The following is a 15,176-nucleotide window of genomic DNA, read 5'->3' as shown; positions in this document are numbered from 1 at the left end:
ATGAACGACGCTCGCCAGGCCACGCGACTGGACGCCATCAGCGGCCGCTTCGACGGCTGGCTGCTGGGCGCGGTGTGCACGCTCGCCTGCGTGGGCGTGGTGATGGTCGGCTCGGCCTCGGTGTCGATCGCCGGCGAGTACGGCGTCAGCGCCTTCCACTACCTGGGCCGGCACGTGTTCTTCATCGGCGTGGGCGCGGTGCTGGCGCTGTGGCTGATGCGCACCGAGCTCAAGATCATCGAGCACCGCGGCCAGTGGCTGCTGCTGGCCTGCTTCGCGCTGCTGCTGGCGGTGTTCCTGCCCGGGCTGGGCGTGGAGGTCAACGGGGCGCGGCGCTGGATCACCCTGGGGCTGTCGAACTTCCAGGTGGTCGAGGCGGTCAAGCTGCTGCTGATCGTCTGGCTGGCCAGCTACCTCAAGCGCTACAGCGACGAGGTCACCGCGACCTGGAAGGCGATGCTCAAGCCGATCGGCGCGGTGCTGCTGATGGTCGTCCTGCTGCTGGCGCAGCCGGACTTCGGCTCGGCCTCGCTGCTGCTGGCGATCACCGGCGGCATGCTGGTGCTGGGCGGGGTCAACATGCCGCGCATGTTCGGGCCGATGCTGGGCCTGCTGCCGATGCTGGCGGTGGTGGCGATCGCCGAGCCCTACCGCATGCGCCGCCTGACCTCCTTCCTGGACCCGTGGGCGGACCCGTTCAACGCGGGCTACCAGCTCACCAACGCGCTGATGGCGGTGGGCCGCGGCGAGTGGTTCGGCGTGGGCCTGGGAGGCTCGGTGCAGAAGCTGTCCTACCTGCCCGAGGCGCACACCGACTTCATCCTGGCGGTGATCGCCGAGGAGTTCGGCTTCGTCGGCGTGTGCGCGGTGATCGGGCTGTTCGCGCTGCTGGTCGGCCGGGCGCTGTGGCTGGGCCTGCAGTGCGTGCGCATGCGCCGACACTTCGCCGGCTACTGCGCCTTCGGCATCGCGCTGTGGATCGGGCTGCAGAGCTTTGTGTCGATCGGCGTGAACCTGGGGCTGCTGCCGACCAAGGGCCTGACCCTGCCTCTGATCTCCTCGGGTGGTTCCTCGGTGCTGATGACCTGCGTGGCCATGGGCCTGCTGTTGCGGGTGAGCTACGAGCTGGACCGTGCCCGCCGCCAGGTTGCGCTGCTGCGCGGCGAGGCGGCGGTGGCCACGCCGACGGTGGACGAGCCGGCGCCCGCTCGCGGCCGTCCGCGCCGCCCGTCGAGTCCCCGCGTGGCGCCGGCCGCCGAGCCCGCGATGCGGGAGCCTGCCCTGGACATGCCTGCCGCCACCAGCCGCGGCACCAGCCGCCTGCGCCAGCGCGTCGAGCCGACGCTCGGGAGGTTCGCATGAACGCGGCCACGCAGCGCCCAGTGATGATCCTGGCCGGCGGCACCGGGGGGCACATCTTCCCGGGCCTGGCCGTCGCCGATGCCCTGCAGTCGCGCGGCGTGCCGGTGCGCTGGCTCGGCGCGACCGGGCGCATGGAGGCGCGGCTGGTTCCGGAGCACGGCATCGCCATCGACACCATCGACGTGGCCGGCATCCGCGGCCGCGGCATCGCCGCCAAGCTGGCCGCGCCGTTCCGGCTGTTCGGTTCGCTGCGCGCGGCCCGCAAGGTGCTGGAGGCGCACCAGCCGCGCGCGGTGGTGTCTTTCGGCGGCTTCGCGGCGGGCCCGGGTGGATTGGCCGCACGGCTCGCCGGCATCCCGCTGGTCGTGCACGAGCAGAACCGCGCCGCGGGGCTGACCAACCGCGTCCTCGCGCGCTGGGCGGACCGGGTGCTGACCGGCTTCCCGGGCACCTTCCGCGGCGAGCAGGTCGTGGGCAACCCGGTGCGCACGGCAATTGCCCAGGTGCCCGTACCGGAGCAGCGCTTCGCCGGCCGCAGCGGTCCGCTGCGGGTGCTGGTGCTGGGCGGCAGCCAGGGCGCGCGCGCGCTCAACCGCGCGCTGCCGGTGGCGGTGGCCGACCTGCGCGGGCGCATCCCCGGCTGCGAGGTGCGCCACCAGTGCGGGGAGAAGCAGGTGGAGGACACGTTGCAGGCGTATCGCGACGCGGGGCTTAATCCGGTGCAGGTGGTCGGGTCGATGGATCCCCGCGTGCGCGGGGATGACGGCGTTGGAGTGCGCGGCGACGGCGGCGCGGCGGCTCGCTTCGAGGTCTCCGTGGAGCCGTTCGTCGCCGACATGGCGGCGGCCTATGCCTGGGCGGACATCGTGGTCTGCCGGGCCGGCGCGCTGACGCTGGCGGAGCTGTGCGCGGCGGGCGTGGGCGCGCTGCTGGTGCCGTTCCCGGCCGCGGTCGACGACCACCAGACCCGCAACGCCGAGTACCTGGTCGAGCGCGGCGCCGCGCACCTGCTTCCCGAGGGCGAGGACCCGAAGGAGTTCGCCAACCGGGTCTCGGCCACGCTGGAAATCCTCTGCGAGCGCGCCGACCTGCTGCCGATGGCGCAGGCCGCCCGCGGGCTCGCCCGTCCCGATGCCGCCGACGCGGTGGCCTCGGCCGTACTCGAAACCGGAGCCAGGGCATGAGCACCAGCCTGCGCCGTCGCATGCAGGACCGGGGCGACCTCGCCCACGCCGCCGACCGCGTCCACTTCATCGGTATCGGCGGCACCGGCATGAGCGGGCTGGCCGAGGTGCTGGGCACGCTCGGCTACACCGTGTCCGGATCGGACCGGGCCGACAACGCCGTGACCCGCCGCCTGCAGGGCCTGGGCATCAAGGTGCACCAGGGCCACGATGCCGCCCACGTGGCCGGTACCGACTGCGTGGTCGTGTCCAGCGCCATCCGACCCGACAACCCGGAGCTGGTCGAGGCGCGCGCGCGCCGGATCCCGGTCGTGCCGCGCGCGGAGATGCTCGCCGAGCTGATGCGCTTCAAGCGCGGCGTGGCGATCGCCGGCACCCACGGCAAGACCACGACCACCTCGCTGACCGCCAGCGTGCTGGCCGAGGGCGACCTGGACCCGACCTTCGTCATCGGCGGCCAGCTGCTCGCCGCCGGCGCCAACGCCCGGCTCGGCAGCGGCGACTGGCTGGTGGCCGAGGCGGACGAGAGCGACGGCAGCTTCCTGCGCCTCAACCCGCAGATGGCGGTGGTCACCAATATCGACGCCGACCACCTGGAGAACTACGGCGGCGACTTCGCCAACCTGCGCGCGGCCTTCCTGGAGTTCATGCACCGGCTGCCGTTCTACGGCGTGGCGATCCTGTGCATCGACGACCCGGAGGTGGCCGAGCTGGCCGAGGCCACCCCGCGCCACGTGATGACCTACGGGCTGTCGCCGGAGGCCGAGGTGCGCGCCGAGGACGTGCAGCAGCACGGCGCACGCATGCGCTTCACCCTGGTGCTGCCGGACGGCGCGCGCTGCCCGATCATGCTGGCGCTGCCGGGCCGCCACAACGTGCTCAACGCCCTGGCGGCCGCGGCCGTCGGTTGGCAGCTGGGCATCGAGCCGAAGGCGATCACCCGCGCGCTGGAAGCCTTCGCCGGCATCGGCCGCCGCTTCAACCTGCTGGCCCAGGCACCGCTGCCGGATGGCGGGCTGGTCACCGTGGTCGACGACTACGGCCACCATCCCAAGGAGCTGGAGGCGGTGTTCGAGGCCGCACGCGGCGGCTGGCCGGACAAGCGCCTGGTGGTCGCCTTCCAGCCGCACCGTTACAGCCGTACCCGCGACCAGCTCGACGACTTCGCCGCGGTGCTGTCGGAGGTCGACGCGCTGGTGCTCACCGAGGTCTACGCCGCCGGCGAGGCCCCGATCGCCGGCGCCGACGAGCGCGCCCTGGCCCGTGCGATCCGCAGCCGCGGCCGCGTCGACCCGGTGGTCACCGGTCCCGCCCAGGAGCTGCCGGACGTGCTGGCCGACGTGCTGCGCGATGGCGACCTGCTGCTGATGATGGGCGCCGGCGACATCGGCCAGGTGGCCCAGCAGGTCGCCCGCGAAGGCCTGCGTGGCAGGGAGGCCGCCGAATGAACGCACCCGTGCTCGCGCCGCCGCGCTTCACCGACCCGACCGTGTTCGGTCGCGTCGCCGTGCTGATGGGCGGCACCAGCTCCGAGCGAGAGGTGTCGCTGGACTCCGGCCGCAACGTGCTGGAGGCGCTGCGGTCGCGCGGCGTGGACGCGTTCGCGGTCGACGGCATCCCGGCCCTGCTCGAGGCGATCGGCGCCGGGCGCGTGGACCGGGTGTTCAACATCCTCCACGGCAACCGCGGCGGCGGCGAGGACGGCGTGCTGCAGGGGGTCTGCGAGGCGCTGCAGGTTCCGTACACCGGCTCGGGCGTGCTGGGAAGCGCGCTGACCATGGACAAGGTCCGCACCAAGCAGGTGTGGATCAGCGAGGGCCTGCCGACCCCGCGCTTCCAGCGCATCCCCCCGGGCGGCGACCCGGCGGGCGCGCTGCGTGCGGCCGCGGCGGCGCTGGGCTACCCGGTGTTCGTCAAGCCGTCCTGCGAAGGGTCGAGCGTGGGCGTGTTCCGCGTGCTGTCGGAGGTCGACCTGGCGCCGGCGGCGGAGTTCGCCGCCGGCTACCCCGGCGAGTTGCTGGCCGAGCAGATGATCCAGGGCGAGGAGCTGACCGTCGGCATCCTGTTCGACGGCACAACGCACGTCGCGCTGCCCTCGATCCATATCGTCCCAGCCGGGGAGTGGTACGACTATCAGGCCAAGTACCACGCCGACGACACCCGCTACCTGTGCCCGGGCCTGGAGGGCGCGGCCGAGGACGAGATCCGCCGCCTCGCCAGCGCGGCCTTCGTGTCCGCCGGCTGCCATGGCTGGGGCCGGGTCGACTTCATGCGCGATCGCGCCACCGGCGCGCTGTACCTGCTGGAGGTCAACACCGCCCCCGGCATGACCAGCCACTCGCTGGTGCCCAAGGCGGCCGCCAAGCTGGGAATCGACTACCCGTCGCTGTGCTGGCGCGTGCTCGAGGCCACGGTCGGGGAGGGCGCGCACCGGTGAACGCGATCGCGCGCCTGCTGGTCTGGCTGCTCGCGGTGGCGCTGGTCGCGCTGCCGGTGGTCGCCGTGCTCAAGGGCTGGATCGGGGCCGAGCGCTGGCCGCTGACCACGTTGCGCGCCACCGGCCAGTTCGACCGCGTCGACGAGGCCCGCCTGCGCGAGGCGCTGCTGCCGTATGCCGAGCAGGGCTTCTTCGCGGTGGACCTGGACGGCGCCCGCGCCGCAGTCGCCGCGCTGCCCTGGGTCGAGCAGGCCGAGGTCCGCAAGCGCTGGCCGGACGTGCTCGAGGTCAGCCTGGTCGAGCACGTGCCGTATGCCCGTTGGGGCGAGGACCGGCTGCTGTCGGTGCGCGGGACGCTGTTCGACGCCGCCGGTGCCGGGGTACCGGCAACCCTCCCACTGCTGCACGGCCCGGACGGGCGCGTGGAGGAGGTGGTCGAGGTTTACCAGCACGCCGAAAGCCTGTTCGGCCGCGCCGGGCTGGTGGTGCGGGCGATCGACATGGACGCCCGCGGCAGCTGGACCCTGGCGCTGGACAACGGCACCCGGGTGGTGGTCGGCCGCAGCCAGGCGCGCAGCCGGCTGGAGCGCTTCGCGCGGCTGGTGCCGCGCCTGCTGCCCCAGCCCGGCAAGCAGCTGGAGCAGGCCGACCTCCGTTACACCAACGGTTTCGCACTGCGCTGGGCCGACCTGCCCGCGCAACCACAGGAAGCATCATGAATCGCAAGGGTGACAAGTCGCTCATCGTCGGCCTCGACATCGGCACCTCCAAGGTGGTGGCGCTGGTGGGCGAGTACGTGCCGGGTGCCGGGACGGACAACCCCATCGAGGTGATCGGCATCGGCAGCCATGAATCGCGCGGCCTGCGCCGCGGGGTGGTGGTCGACATCGACTCCACCGTGCAGTCGATCCAGCGGGCGATCGAGGAGGCCGAGCTGATGGCCGGCTGCGAGATCAACTCGGTCTACGCCTCCATCTCCGGCAGCCACATCCAGTGCCGCAACTCCCAGGGCGTGACCCCGATCCGCGAGGGCGAGGTCACCCACGGCGACCTGGAGCGCGTGCTCGACGCCGCCAAGGCGGTCGCGGTGCCCGCCGACCAGCGCATCCTGCACGCGATCCCGCGCGACTACGTGCTCGACGACTCCCAGGAAGGCATCCGCAACCCGGTCGGGATGAGCGGGGTGCGGCTGGAGGTGCACGCCCACCTGGTGATCTGCGCCCAGTCGGCGGCCACCAACATCACCAAGTGCGTGGAGCGATGCGCGCTGCAGGTCGACGACCTGGTGCTGGGCGTGCTGGCCTCCAGCCAGGCGGTGCTGACCGACGACGAGCGCGAGCTGGGCGTGGCGCTGGTCGACATCGGCGCCGGCACCACCGACATCGCCGTCTACGTGCACGGTGCGATCGCCCACTCGGCGAGCCTGGGCATCGCCGGCGACAAGGTCACCGAGGACATCGCGCACATGCTGCGCACCCCGACCCCGGAGGCCGAGCAGATCAAGGTCCGCTACGCCTGCGCGCTGGCGCAGATGGCCACCGCCGAGGAGTCGATCCAGGTGCCGTCGGTCGGCAACCGCCCGCCGCGGCGGATGCCGCGCGCCTCGCTTGCCCAGGCCGTGCAGGCGCGCTACGAGGAGATCTTCGAGATGGTCCAGGCCGAGCTGCGGCGCAGCGGCTTCGAGCAGCACGTGCGTGCCGGCATGGTCCTGACCGGCGGCGCCGCCAAGATGGAAGGCGTCGTCGAGCTGGCCGAGGAGATGCTCAACATGCCGGTGCGCCTGGGCATCCCCCAGCACGTCACCGGCCTGGGCGAAGTGGTCGGCAACCCGGTGCACGCCACCGGCGTCGGCCTGCTGCTCATGGGCAGCCAGATCGAGAACCCCCGCCGCCGCCCGGCGCTGTCGGCCGGCCGCGCGGGCACGATTTTCAACCGCCTCAAGGACTGGTACCGCGGCGCCTTCTAGGCGGCGCGCACCGAGGCTTTTCCCAACCACCCAACCACCACCCCGCACAACAGCAAACCCCCACTAGAGAGGACACGGACATGGCGAACTTCGAACTGGTCGAGAACATGGCGCCCAATGCGGTGATCAAGGTCATCGGCGTCGGCGGCGGCGGTGGCAACGCGGTCGCCCACATGGTCAGCAACAACGTCGATGGCGTGGAGTTCATCACCGCCAACACCGACTCGCAGGCGATCAAGAACTGCGGCGCCAAGCTCCAGCTGCAGCTGGGCGACAACGTCACCAAGGGCCTGGGCGCGGGCGCCAACCCCGAGGTCGGCCGCCAGGCCGCCCTGGAGGACCGCGAACGCCTGATGGACGCGATGGAAGGCGCCGACATGGTGTTCATCACCGCCGGCATGGGCGGCGGCACCGGCACCGGCGCCGCGCCGGTGGTCGCGCAGCTGGCCAAGGAGATGGGGATCCTGACCGTGGCCGTGGTCACCAAGCCGTTCCCGTTCGAGGGCCGCCGCCGCATGCAGGTCGCGCTCAAGGGCATCGAGGAACTGGGCCACCACGTCGACTCGCTGATCACCATCCCCAACGAGAAGCTGATCACGGTCCTCGGCCGCAACGCGACCATGATCCAGGCGTTCCGCGCCGCCAACGACGTCCTGCTGGGCGCCGTGCAGGGCATCGCCGACCTGATCGTCCGCCCGGGCCTGATCAACGTCGACTTCGCCGACGTGCGTACCGTGATGAGCGAGATGGGCCTGGCGATGATGGGCACCGGCGCCGCCCGCGGCGACGACCGCGCCCAGGCCGCCGCCGAGGCCGCGGTCCAGAACCCGCTGCTGGACGACGTCAACCTGTCGGGCGCCAACGGCATCCTGGTCAACATCACCGCCGGCCCGGACTTCACCATGGCCGAGTTCGACGAGGTCGGCCGCACCGTCGACGCCTTCGCCAGCGAGGACGCGACCGTGGTCATCGGCACCGTGCTGGACCCGGACATGCAGGACGAGGTCAAGGTCACCGTCGTCGCCACCGGCCTGAACCGCGGCGTCGCCCGCAACAGCCGCGGTAACGAGGCCCGCGCCCCGATCCAGCTGGTCCGCAACGGCACCACCGGCCAGGCCGAGATCGTCGAGGACGACGCCGTCGCCACCACCAGCCACACCCCGAGCTTCGTCAGCAACCTGCGTTCCAGCGCCCCGGCGCCGGCACCGGAGCCCGCCGTGGCCGCCGCCGACTTCGGCAGCGACAACTACCTCGACATCCCGGCCTTCCTGCGCCGCCAGGCCGACTGACCGCCAGCGGGGTGGCACGCCGGGCGCGTGGGGTGCCCGGCGTGCGAGGTGGTTCGCCATGGGTGCGATACGGCGTAGGCCTATCGCACCCGACGCTTGCCGCGACCTCCCGTTCCCTGTTCCCGGTTCCCCGTTCCCCGCTTTTGTTTCATCCGGGTTTCAACCCGCCCCGTGCTAACCTTCCGCCGCTTTCCGTACCCGAAGACAATGGCCCCATGCTCCGCCAGCGCACCCTGAAGAACGTCATCCGTGCCACCGGCGTGGGGCTGCACAGCGGGAACAAGGTCTTCCTGACGCTGCGACCGGCGCCGCCGGACACCGGCATCCTGTTCCGCCGCATCGACCTGGACCCGGTGGTCGAGGTCCCCGGCCGCGCCGACCTGGTCACCGAGACCACCCTGTGCACCGGCCTGACCTGCGACGACGCCAAGGTCCAGACCGTCGAGCACCTGATGTCGGCCCTGCACGGGTTGGGCATCGACAACGCCTTCGTCGAGCTGTCCGCGCCGGAGGTCCCGATCATGGACGGCTCGGCCGGGCCGTTCGTGTTCCTGCTGCAGTCCGCCGGCATCGTCGAGCAGGATGCGCCCAAGCGCTTCATCCGCATCAAGCGCGAAGTGGAAGTGACCGACGGCGACAAGGCCGCCCGCTTCAAGCCGTTCGACGGCTTCAAGGTCGCCTTCACCGTGGTCTTCGACCACCCCGCGATCCCGGCCAGTCAGTCCAGCGTCGAGATCGATTTCTCCTCGGCCAACTACGTCAAGGAAGTCAGCCGCGCCCGCACCTTCGGGTTCATGCGCGACCTGGAGTACATGCGCGACCGCAACCTGGGCCTGGGCGGCTCGATGGACAACGCGATCGTGCTCGACGACTTCCGCGTCCTCAACGAGGACGGCCTGCGCTACGCCGACGAGTTCGTCCGCCACAAGATCCTCGACGCCGTCGGCGACCTGTACCTGGCCGGCCACCCGATCATCGGCGCCTACGAGGGCTTCAAGTCCGGGCACGCGCTGAACAACAAGCTGGTGCGCGCACTGCTGGCCGAGGAATCCGCCTGGGAGATCGTCACGTTCGAGGACGAGACGGCGGAGGAATCGCCGATTGGGTTCCTGAAGCCGGCGGTGATCTGAGGGCCTTTCTCCTCCCAGGGGGAGGAGAAAGGCGGGAACAGGGAACAGGGAACAGGGAACAGGGAACGAGAGGGGTGCCGTTGTTTGGCTGGCGACCCTATCCCGTCGTTCCTGGTTGGTGCCTGTTTTCGTTCTGGTCGGCGGCACGGGCACGCGAGCCCTGGGTCGCGGTCGCACCGGGAACCACGACACACCCTTCGTTCCCTGTTCCCCGTTCCCTGTTCCCGCTCCTACCTACGCACCTGACCCATTCATAACCCGTTCGGGCTCCCCGTCACGGAAGTGAATCGTCTGTGCCCTCCGAGTGATCGTTTAACGAAATCCTAACGAAATAGAAGGTGCTTCTTAACAAGTTGCCCCTTTCTGGCCTCTAGGATTCGTCCGTCGGTGATCACGAGCCCTTCACGACAAACGCCGTGGAGGGGCGGAAGTGGTCACCTGGCGCCCCGGCCGGATCCGCCTTCGGGTGGCTCCTTCAGGGACGCCAGGGCCGCCTCGAGTGATTCGCGGGCGGCATCGGAGATATGCAGTGGCTTGCGCGTTGGCGCGGGCCGGGCAGGGGGAACCAGGCTGGTGCGGACCACCACCTCCCTTGCTTCGAGTCCGAGGGACCGGGCGGCGTCGAGGAGTTGCGGTGCGAGCAGGCGCAGTTTGGCGCGCCACACCGGGGCATCGACGAGGAACACGAGCCTGCCGCGCTCGTAGTTGGCCAGCCGCACGTGCGGTGCCAGCGCAGCCGGCAGGAGGGGGTGGAACCGGCGATCGAGGTCGTCGAGCCACAGGGCACGCCGGATCGGATCGCCAGCCGGGGCCGCCATCAGCGCATCGAGCGCGGCGGTGGGGGTCGAAGGTTGGCGCGGCCGTGACGGACGAGACATTGGAACATGATCAACCGACCCATCATCTTCAAGTCAAGCGGCAGGGGTGGCCCGATCGGGCAGCAGCTGCTGTATCGCGCCATCCAGCGCCCGGTCGCGGCCGCGGCCCTGCTGGTCGGCGGCGGCCTGACGCTGGGCCTGGGCATCGGCGTCGCCGGCAACCTGGCCATGCACGCACAGCTGCAGCAGCAGCGCGCCGAGGTGGCCGCCACGCAGCAGGAAGCGCAGCGCGAGATCAACGCCCTGGCCGCGCGCCTGGGTGAGCTGCAGGCCGAGGCCAACCGCCTCAACGCGCTGGGCGAGCGGCTGACCCGGATCGGCCAGCTGCAGGACGGCGAGTTCGACTTCAACAAGCCGGTGGGCGTCGGTGGCGACGAGGGCGCCATCGAGGACATGCCGCGCGAGGCGCTCGACGACGAGCTGGCCTCGCTGGACATGCAGTTCCGCCACGCCGGCGGGCAGCTGTCGGTGCTGGAGTCGCTGCTGTTCAACCGCCAGCTCGACATGGCGTCGGTGCCGGCGGGCGAGCCGATCGACAGCTACATCACCTCCCACTACGGCTACCGCGCCGACCCGTTCCGCGGCGGCCGCAAGTTCCACGCCGGCATCGACTTCGAGGCCGACGTCGGCGATCCGGTCAAGGCCGTCGCCGATGGCGTGGTCAGCTTCGCCGGCAACAAGTCCGGCTACGGCTACACCGTGGAGATCGACCACGGCAACGGCTTCATGACCCGCTACGCCCACAACTCGCGCCTGGTGCGCAAGGTCGGCGAGCCGATCCGCGCCGGGCAGGAGATCGCCAAGGCGGGCTCCACCGGGCGTTCCACGGGTGCCCACGTGCACTTCGAGGTCTGGCAGGACGGCCGCGCGGTCAACCCGCGCCAGTTCCTGGGCCAGCGGTCGCCGCTGACGGGCTGACGTTTGGCCCCTTGATACGCGCGACCCGGCCCCCACGCTAGAATGGCCGTTTCGCCATGACAGGGCGCCTGGCGCCCTGTTTTTGTTTGGCGGCATCCACTCCGGACCCGGAACCCCAATGCTCAACAACCTGTTCACCCGCATCTTCGGCAGCCGCAACGAGCGCCTGCTGCGCCAGCTGCAACGTTCGGTCGACCGCATCAACGCGCTCGAGCCGGAGATGGAGAAGCTCAGCGACGCGGAGCTGCAGGCCAAGACCCCGGAGTTCCGCGAGCGCATCGCCAACGGCGAGGCACTGGACAAGATCCTGCCCGAGGCCTTCGCGGTCTGCCGTGAAGCCAGCCGCCGCGTGCTGGGCATGCGCCACTACGACGTGCAGCTGGTCGGCGGCATGGTGCTGCACCTGGGCAAGATCGCCGAGATGCGCACCGGCGAGGGCAAGACCCTGGTCGGTACCCTGCCGGTCTACCTCAACGCCCTGGAAGGCCGCGGCGTGCACGTGGTCACCGTCAACGACTACCTGGCCCGCCGCGACTCGGCGTGGATGGGCAAGCTTTACAACTGGCTGGGCCTGAGCGTGGGCGTGGTCTACCCGGGCATGCCGCACGGCGACAAGAAGGCCGCCTACGCCGCCGACATCACCTACGGCACCAACAACGAGTTCGGCTTCGACTACCTGCGCGACAACATGGCGCTGTCGAAGGAGGACCGGAACCAGCGCGAGCTGCGCTACGCGATCGTCGACGAGGTCGACTCGATCCTGATCGACGAGGCCCGCACCCCGCTGATCATCTCCGGCCCGACCGACGAGTCGCCGGACCTGTACATCAAGGTCAACCGCATCGTCCCCGCGCTCAAGCGCCAGGAGACCGAGGACGGCGAGGGCGACTACTGGGTGGACGAAAAGTCCAAGCAGGTGCACCTGTCCGAGCAGGGCCAGGAGAACGCCGAGCGCCTGCTGCGCGAGGCCGGGATCCTCGGCGAGGACGAGGAGCTGTACGACCCGCGCCACCTGAGCGTGGTCCACCACCTCAACGCCGGCCTGCGCGCGCACGCCATCTACCAGCGTGACGTGGACTACATCGTCCGCGACGGCGAGGTGGTGATCGTCGACGAGTTCACCGGCCGCACCCTGCCGGGCCGCCGCTGGTCGGACGGCCTGCACCAGGCGGTGGAGGCCAAGGAAGGGGTCCCGGTCCAGCGCGAGAACCAGACGCTGGCCTCGATCACCTTCCAGAACCTGTTCCGCATGTACGACAAGCTGGCCGGCATGACCGGCACGGCGGACACCGAGGCGTTCGAGTTCCACAGCATCTACGGGCTGGAGGTCGTGGTCATCCCGACCAACCGGCCGATCAAGCGCGTCGACCATCCCGACGCGGTGTTCCTCAACCGCGCCGGCAAGTACCGAGCGGTCGCGCGCGAGCTCAAGGAAGCCCATGAGCGCGGCCAGCCGGTGCTGGTGGGCACGACCTCGATCGAGGTGTCCGAGCTGCTGAGCAACGAGCTCAAGAAGCAGGGCATCCCGCACGAGGTGCTCAACGCCAAGCAGCACGAGCGCGAGGCGACCATCGTGGCCCAGGCCGGCCGTCCCGGTGCGATCACCATCGCCACCAACATGGCCGGCCGCGGCACCGACATCGTGCTGGGCGGCTCGTGGGAGAACGAGGCCGAGCAGATCGAGAAGGAGACCGGCCAGCCGGTCGACGAGGCCACCCTGGCCCGCCTGAAGGCCGAGTGGAAGCAGCGCCACGACCAGGTCATCGCCGCCGGCGGCCTGCACATCATCGGCACCGAGCGCCACGAGTCCCGCCGCATCGACAACCAGCTGCGCGGCCGCGCCGGCCGCCAGGGCGACCCGGGCTCGTCCCGCTTCTACCTGTCGCTGGAAGACAACCTGATGCGCATCTTCGCCGCCGACTGGGTGCAGAAGGTGATGGAGCGCATGGGCCTGAAGGAAGACGACATCATCGAAAGCGCGATGGTGACCAAGCAGATCGCCAACGCCCAGCGCAAGGTCGAGGCCCACAACTTCGACATCCGCAAGAACCTGCTGGACTTCGACGACGTCAACAACGACCAGCGCAAGGTCATCTACGCCCAGCGCAACGAGCTGCTGGAGGCGGTGGACGTCAAGGAGACCATCGACTCGATCCGCGCCGACGTGGTCGCCGAGACCATCCACCGCTTCGTCCCGCCCGAGTCCATGGACGACCAGTGGGACCTGGAGGGCCTGGAGCGCACCCTGGCCGAGGACTTCGGCCTGCAGATCGAGCTCAAGGACCTGCGCGAGGAGAACGTCGATGCCGAGGGCGTGGCCGAGAAGGTCGAGCAGGCCATCGCCGCGCACGTCGAGGCCCGCGAGCAGAGCATCGGCAGCGAGACCATGCGCATGCTCGAGCGCCACATCATGCTCAACGTGCTGGACCAGAACTGGAAGGAGCACCTGGCCCGCATGGACTTCCTGCGCCAGGGCATCCACCTGCGCGGCTATGCCCAGAAGCAGCCCAAGCAGGAGTACAAGCGCGAGGCCTTCGAGCTGTTCTCCGAGCTGCTGGAGAAGGTCAAGCGCGACGTGATCGTGCTGCTGTCGCGCGTGCGCATCCGCGACGAGGAAGAGGTCGCCCGCATGGAGGCCGCCGAGCGCGCCGAGGCCGAGGCCCGCGCCCGCCGCATGCAGTTCCAGCACGCCGGCGCCGGCGGCTACGGCGCCGACGAGGAAGCCGAGCAGATCCGCGCCGGCGGCGGCGCCTTCGCCGCCGCGGCCGTAGCCGGCCAGCCCCAGCGCATCGGCGGCGGCCCCGGCCAGGACCCACAGTTCGCCAACGTGGGCCGCAACGAACCTTGCCCGTGCGGCAGCGGGAAGAAGTACAAGCACTGCCATGGGCAGCTCTGAGGTTCCCTTCTCCCGCTAGCGGGAGAAGGTGCCCGAAGGGCGGATGAGGGCAGCTTTTCCATCCCATGAAGCCAACGCAAGAGCCCCCTCACCCCAACCCCTCTCCCGCAAGCGGGAGAGGGGCAGACGGCCTGCGCAGCATAGAAGTGGTCGCCGCCGTCCTCCGCGACACCCGCGGCCGCATCCTCCTCACCCGCCGCACCGAAGGCCGTGACCTGGCCGGCCGCTGGGAATTCCCCGGCGGCAAGCGCGAGCCCGGCGAGACCCCGGAGCAGGCCCTCGTCCGCGAGATCGACGAGGAACTCGGCATCCGCATCGAGGCCATCGGCGAGCGCCTGATCAACGTCCCCCAGCGCTACCCCGACAAGCGCCTGACCCTGGACGTGCGCGACATCCCCCGCTGGTCCGGCCACCCCCGCGGCCGCGAAGGACAGGCCCTGGTCTGGGTGCCGCCGCAGAAGCTGCGCAGCTACGAGATGCCGCCGGCCGACCGGCCCGTGGTCGCCGCGCTCGACCATCCCGACCGGTACCTCGTCACCCCAACCCCGGGCGAGGATGACGACGCATGGCTGGGCGCGCTTGCACGGGCGCTGGAGGGCGGCGTGCGGCTGGTGCAGCTGCGAGCGCCGGGACTCGACACGGCGCGCTGGGAAGGCCTGGTGGCACGCGCAGCGGCGCTGTGCGAGCAGTGGGGCGCCCGGGCACTGGTGAATGGTGATGCCGCGTTTGCGGCGCGGCACGGGCTCGGCCTGCACCTTCCCGCGCGGCAGCTGCTCGCGGCGGCGGCCGAGGCCGGGGAGCCGGGCGGCGCCGTGGACCTGCCGCGGCCGCTGGCGGCGTCCTGCCATACGGTGGAGGAACTGCACGCGGCGCGCGCGCTGGGCTGCGACTTCGCAGTCGTGGGCCATGTGGCGGCAACCCCGAGCCATCCCGGGCAGGAGCCGATCGGGTGGGACGGGTTCGCGCGGCTACGCGAGGAGGTGGACCTGCCGCTGTTCGCGATTGGCGGGCTGGGGGCGGGGGATCATGAAGTGGCGCGGCGGCATGGGGCGCAGGGGGTGGCGGGGATCAGGGGGTTCTGGCCCGGGTGATGGTGTGGCGCTCTAGTGCGCGGTA

Annotated in this window: 12 protein-coding genes; 11 read left to right on the top strand and 1 reads right to left on the bottom strand. The window is 70.9% G+C overall.

The features are described 5' to 3' along the window. The 8 genes from ftsW (at position 1) to lpxC (ending at position 9,368) form a co-directional block, all read left to right on the top strand. Positions 1–1,362, top strand: a complete 1,362-nt coding sequence (gene ftsW / locus G545_RS0112450; protein ID WP_027070661.1) for a putative lipid II flippase FtsW — start codon at positions 1–3, stop codon at positions 1,360–1,362. Continuing rightward, positions 1,359–2,546, top strand: coding sequence for a UDP-N-acetylglucosamine--N-acetylmuramyl-(pentapeptide) pyrophosphoryl-undecaprenol N-acetylglucosamine transferase (locus tag G545_RS0112445; protein WP_027070660.1), 1,188 nt, complete (start codon positions 1,359–1,361; stop codon positions 2,544–2,546). Before ftsW ends, G545_RS0112445 begins: the two co-directional genes overlap by 4 nt. A gap of 8 nt (positions 2,547–2,554) precedes the next feature. Further along, positions 2,555–3,994 (top strand): UDP-N-acetylmuramate--L-alanine ligase, encoded by a 1,440-nt coding sequence (gene murC, locus G545_RS0112440; protein WP_027070659.1) that lies wholly within the window; start codon positions 2,555–2,557, stop codon positions 3,992–3,994. Continuing rightward, positions 3,991–4,983, top strand: coding sequence for a D-alanine--D-alanine ligase (locus tag G545_RS0112435; RefSeq protein ID WP_027070658.1), 993 nt, complete (start codon positions 3,991–3,993; stop codon positions 4,981–4,983). The genes murC and G545_RS0112435 overlap by 4 nt, the downstream gene beginning before the upstream one ends. Beyond that, positions 4,980–5,702 carry a cell division protein FtsQ/DivIB gene (locus G545_RS0112430; protein WP_027070657.1) on the top strand — a complete coding sequence of 241 codons (723 nt, stop codon included), beginning with the start codon at positions 4,980–4,982 and terminating at the stop codon, positions 5,700–5,702. Before G545_RS0112435 ends, G545_RS0112430 begins: the two co-directional genes overlap by 4 nt. Next, entirely contained in the window at positions 5,699–6,949 is a 1,251-nt protein-coding gene (gene ftsA, locus G545_RS0112425) for a cell division protein FtsA (RefSeq protein ID WP_027070656.1), read from the top strand. The genes G545_RS0112430 and ftsA overlap by 4 nt, the downstream gene beginning before the upstream one ends. Positions 6,950–7,029: 80 nt before the next feature. Next, entirely contained in the window at positions 7,030–8,238 is a 1,209-nt protein-coding gene (gene ftsZ, locus G545_RS0112420; protein ID WP_027070655.1) for a cell division protein FtsZ, read from the top strand. Between the two features lie 215 nt (positions 8,239–8,453). After that, the gene (gene lpxC, locus G545_RS0112415; RefSeq protein ID WP_027070654.1) at positions 8,454–9,368 is read left to right on the top strand and encodes a UDP-3-O-acyl-N-acetylglucosamine deacetylase; all 915 of its coding nucleotides are present in this window, start codon (positions 8,454–8,456) and stop codon (positions 9,366–9,368) included. A gap of 434 nt (positions 9,369–9,802) precedes the next feature. Here the strand turns inward: lpxC and G545_RS0112410 are convergent, their stop codons facing one another. Further along, complete coding sequence (locus G545_RS0112410; protein WP_027070653.1) at positions 9,803–10,246, bottom strand: DUF721 domain-containing protein; 444 nt, start codon at positions 10,244–10,246, stop codon at positions 9,803–9,805. A 6-nt stretch (positions 10,247–10,252) separates the two neighbouring features. Here G545_RS0112410 and G545_RS0112405 point away from each other — a divergent pair, with 6 nt between their 5' ends. The 3 genes from G545_RS0112405 to G545_RS0112395 all read left to right on the top strand — a co-directional run bounded on the left by G545_RS0112405 (position 10,253) and on the right by G545_RS0112395 (position 15,151). Further along, positions 10,253–11,164 (top strand): M23 family metallopeptidase, encoded by a 912-nt coding sequence (locus G545_RS0112405; protein WP_036137040.1) that lies wholly within the window; start codon positions 10,253–10,255, stop codon positions 11,162–11,164. Between the two features lie 118 nt (positions 11,165–11,282). After that, complete coding sequence (gene secA, locus G545_RS0112400; RefSeq protein ID WP_027070651.1) at positions 11,283–14,060, top strand: preprotein translocase subunit SecA; 2,778 nt, start codon at positions 11,283–11,285, stop codon at positions 14,058–14,060. A 65-nt stretch (positions 14,061–14,125) separates the two neighbouring features. Continuing rightward, positions 14,126–15,151 carry a Nudix family hydrolase gene (locus G545_RS0112395; RefSeq protein WP_052347333.1) on the top strand — a complete coding sequence of 342 codons (1,026 nt, stop codon included), beginning with the start codon at positions 14,126–14,128 and terminating at the stop codon, positions 15,149–15,151. Positions 15,152–15,176: the final 25 nt, after the last annotated feature.

This window comes from Lysobacter defluvii IMMIB APB-9 = DSM 18482, from assembly GCF_000423325.1.
GTDB classification, from domain to species: Bacteria; Pseudomonadota; Gammaproteobacteria; order Xanthomonadales; family Xanthomonadaceae; genus Novilysobacter; species Novilysobacter defluvii.
This window is presented reverse-complemented; position numbering and strand designations above follow the sequence as displayed.

Bases quoted from the DNA above. Each gene is read 5' to 3' on its own strand.
- ftsW (WP_027070661.1), top strand. From the start codon at position 1: ATGAACGACGCTCGCCAGGCCACGCGACTGGACGCCATCAGCGGCCGC.
- G545_RS0112445 (WP_027070660.1), top strand. From the start codon at position 1,359: ATGAACGCGGCCACGCAGCGCCCAGTGATGATCCTGGCCGGCGGCACC.
- G545_RS0112435 (WP_027070658.1), top strand. From the start codon at position 3,991: ATGAACGCACCCGTGCTCGCGCCGCCGCGCTTCACCGACCCGACCGTG.
- ftsA (WP_027070656.1), top strand. From the start codon at position 5,699: ATGAATCGCAAGGGTGACAAGTCGCTCATCGTCGGCCTCGACATCGGC.
- ftsZ (WP_027070655.1), top strand. From the start codon at position 7,030: ATGGCGAACTTCGAACTGGTCGAGAACATGGCGCCCAATGCGGTGATC.
- lpxC (WP_027070654.1), top strand. From the start codon at position 8,454: ATGCTCCGCCAGCGCACCCTGAAGAACGTCATCCGTGCCACCGGCGTG.
- G545_RS0112410 (WP_027070653.1), bottom strand. From the start codon at position 10,246: ATGTCTCGTCCGTCACGGCCGCGCCAACCTTCGACCCCCACCGCCGCG.
- G545_RS0112405 (WP_036137040.1), top strand. From the start codon at position 10,253: ATGATCAACCGACCCATCATCTTCAAGTCAAGCGGCAGGGGTGGCCCG.
- secA (WP_027070651.1), top strand. From the start codon at position 11,283: ATGCTCAACAACCTGTTCACCCGCATCTTCGGCAGCCGCAACGAGCGC.
- G545_RS0112395 (WP_052347333.1), top strand. From the start codon at position 14,126: ATGAAGCCAACGCAAGAGCCCCCTCACCCCAACCCCTCTCCCGCAAGC.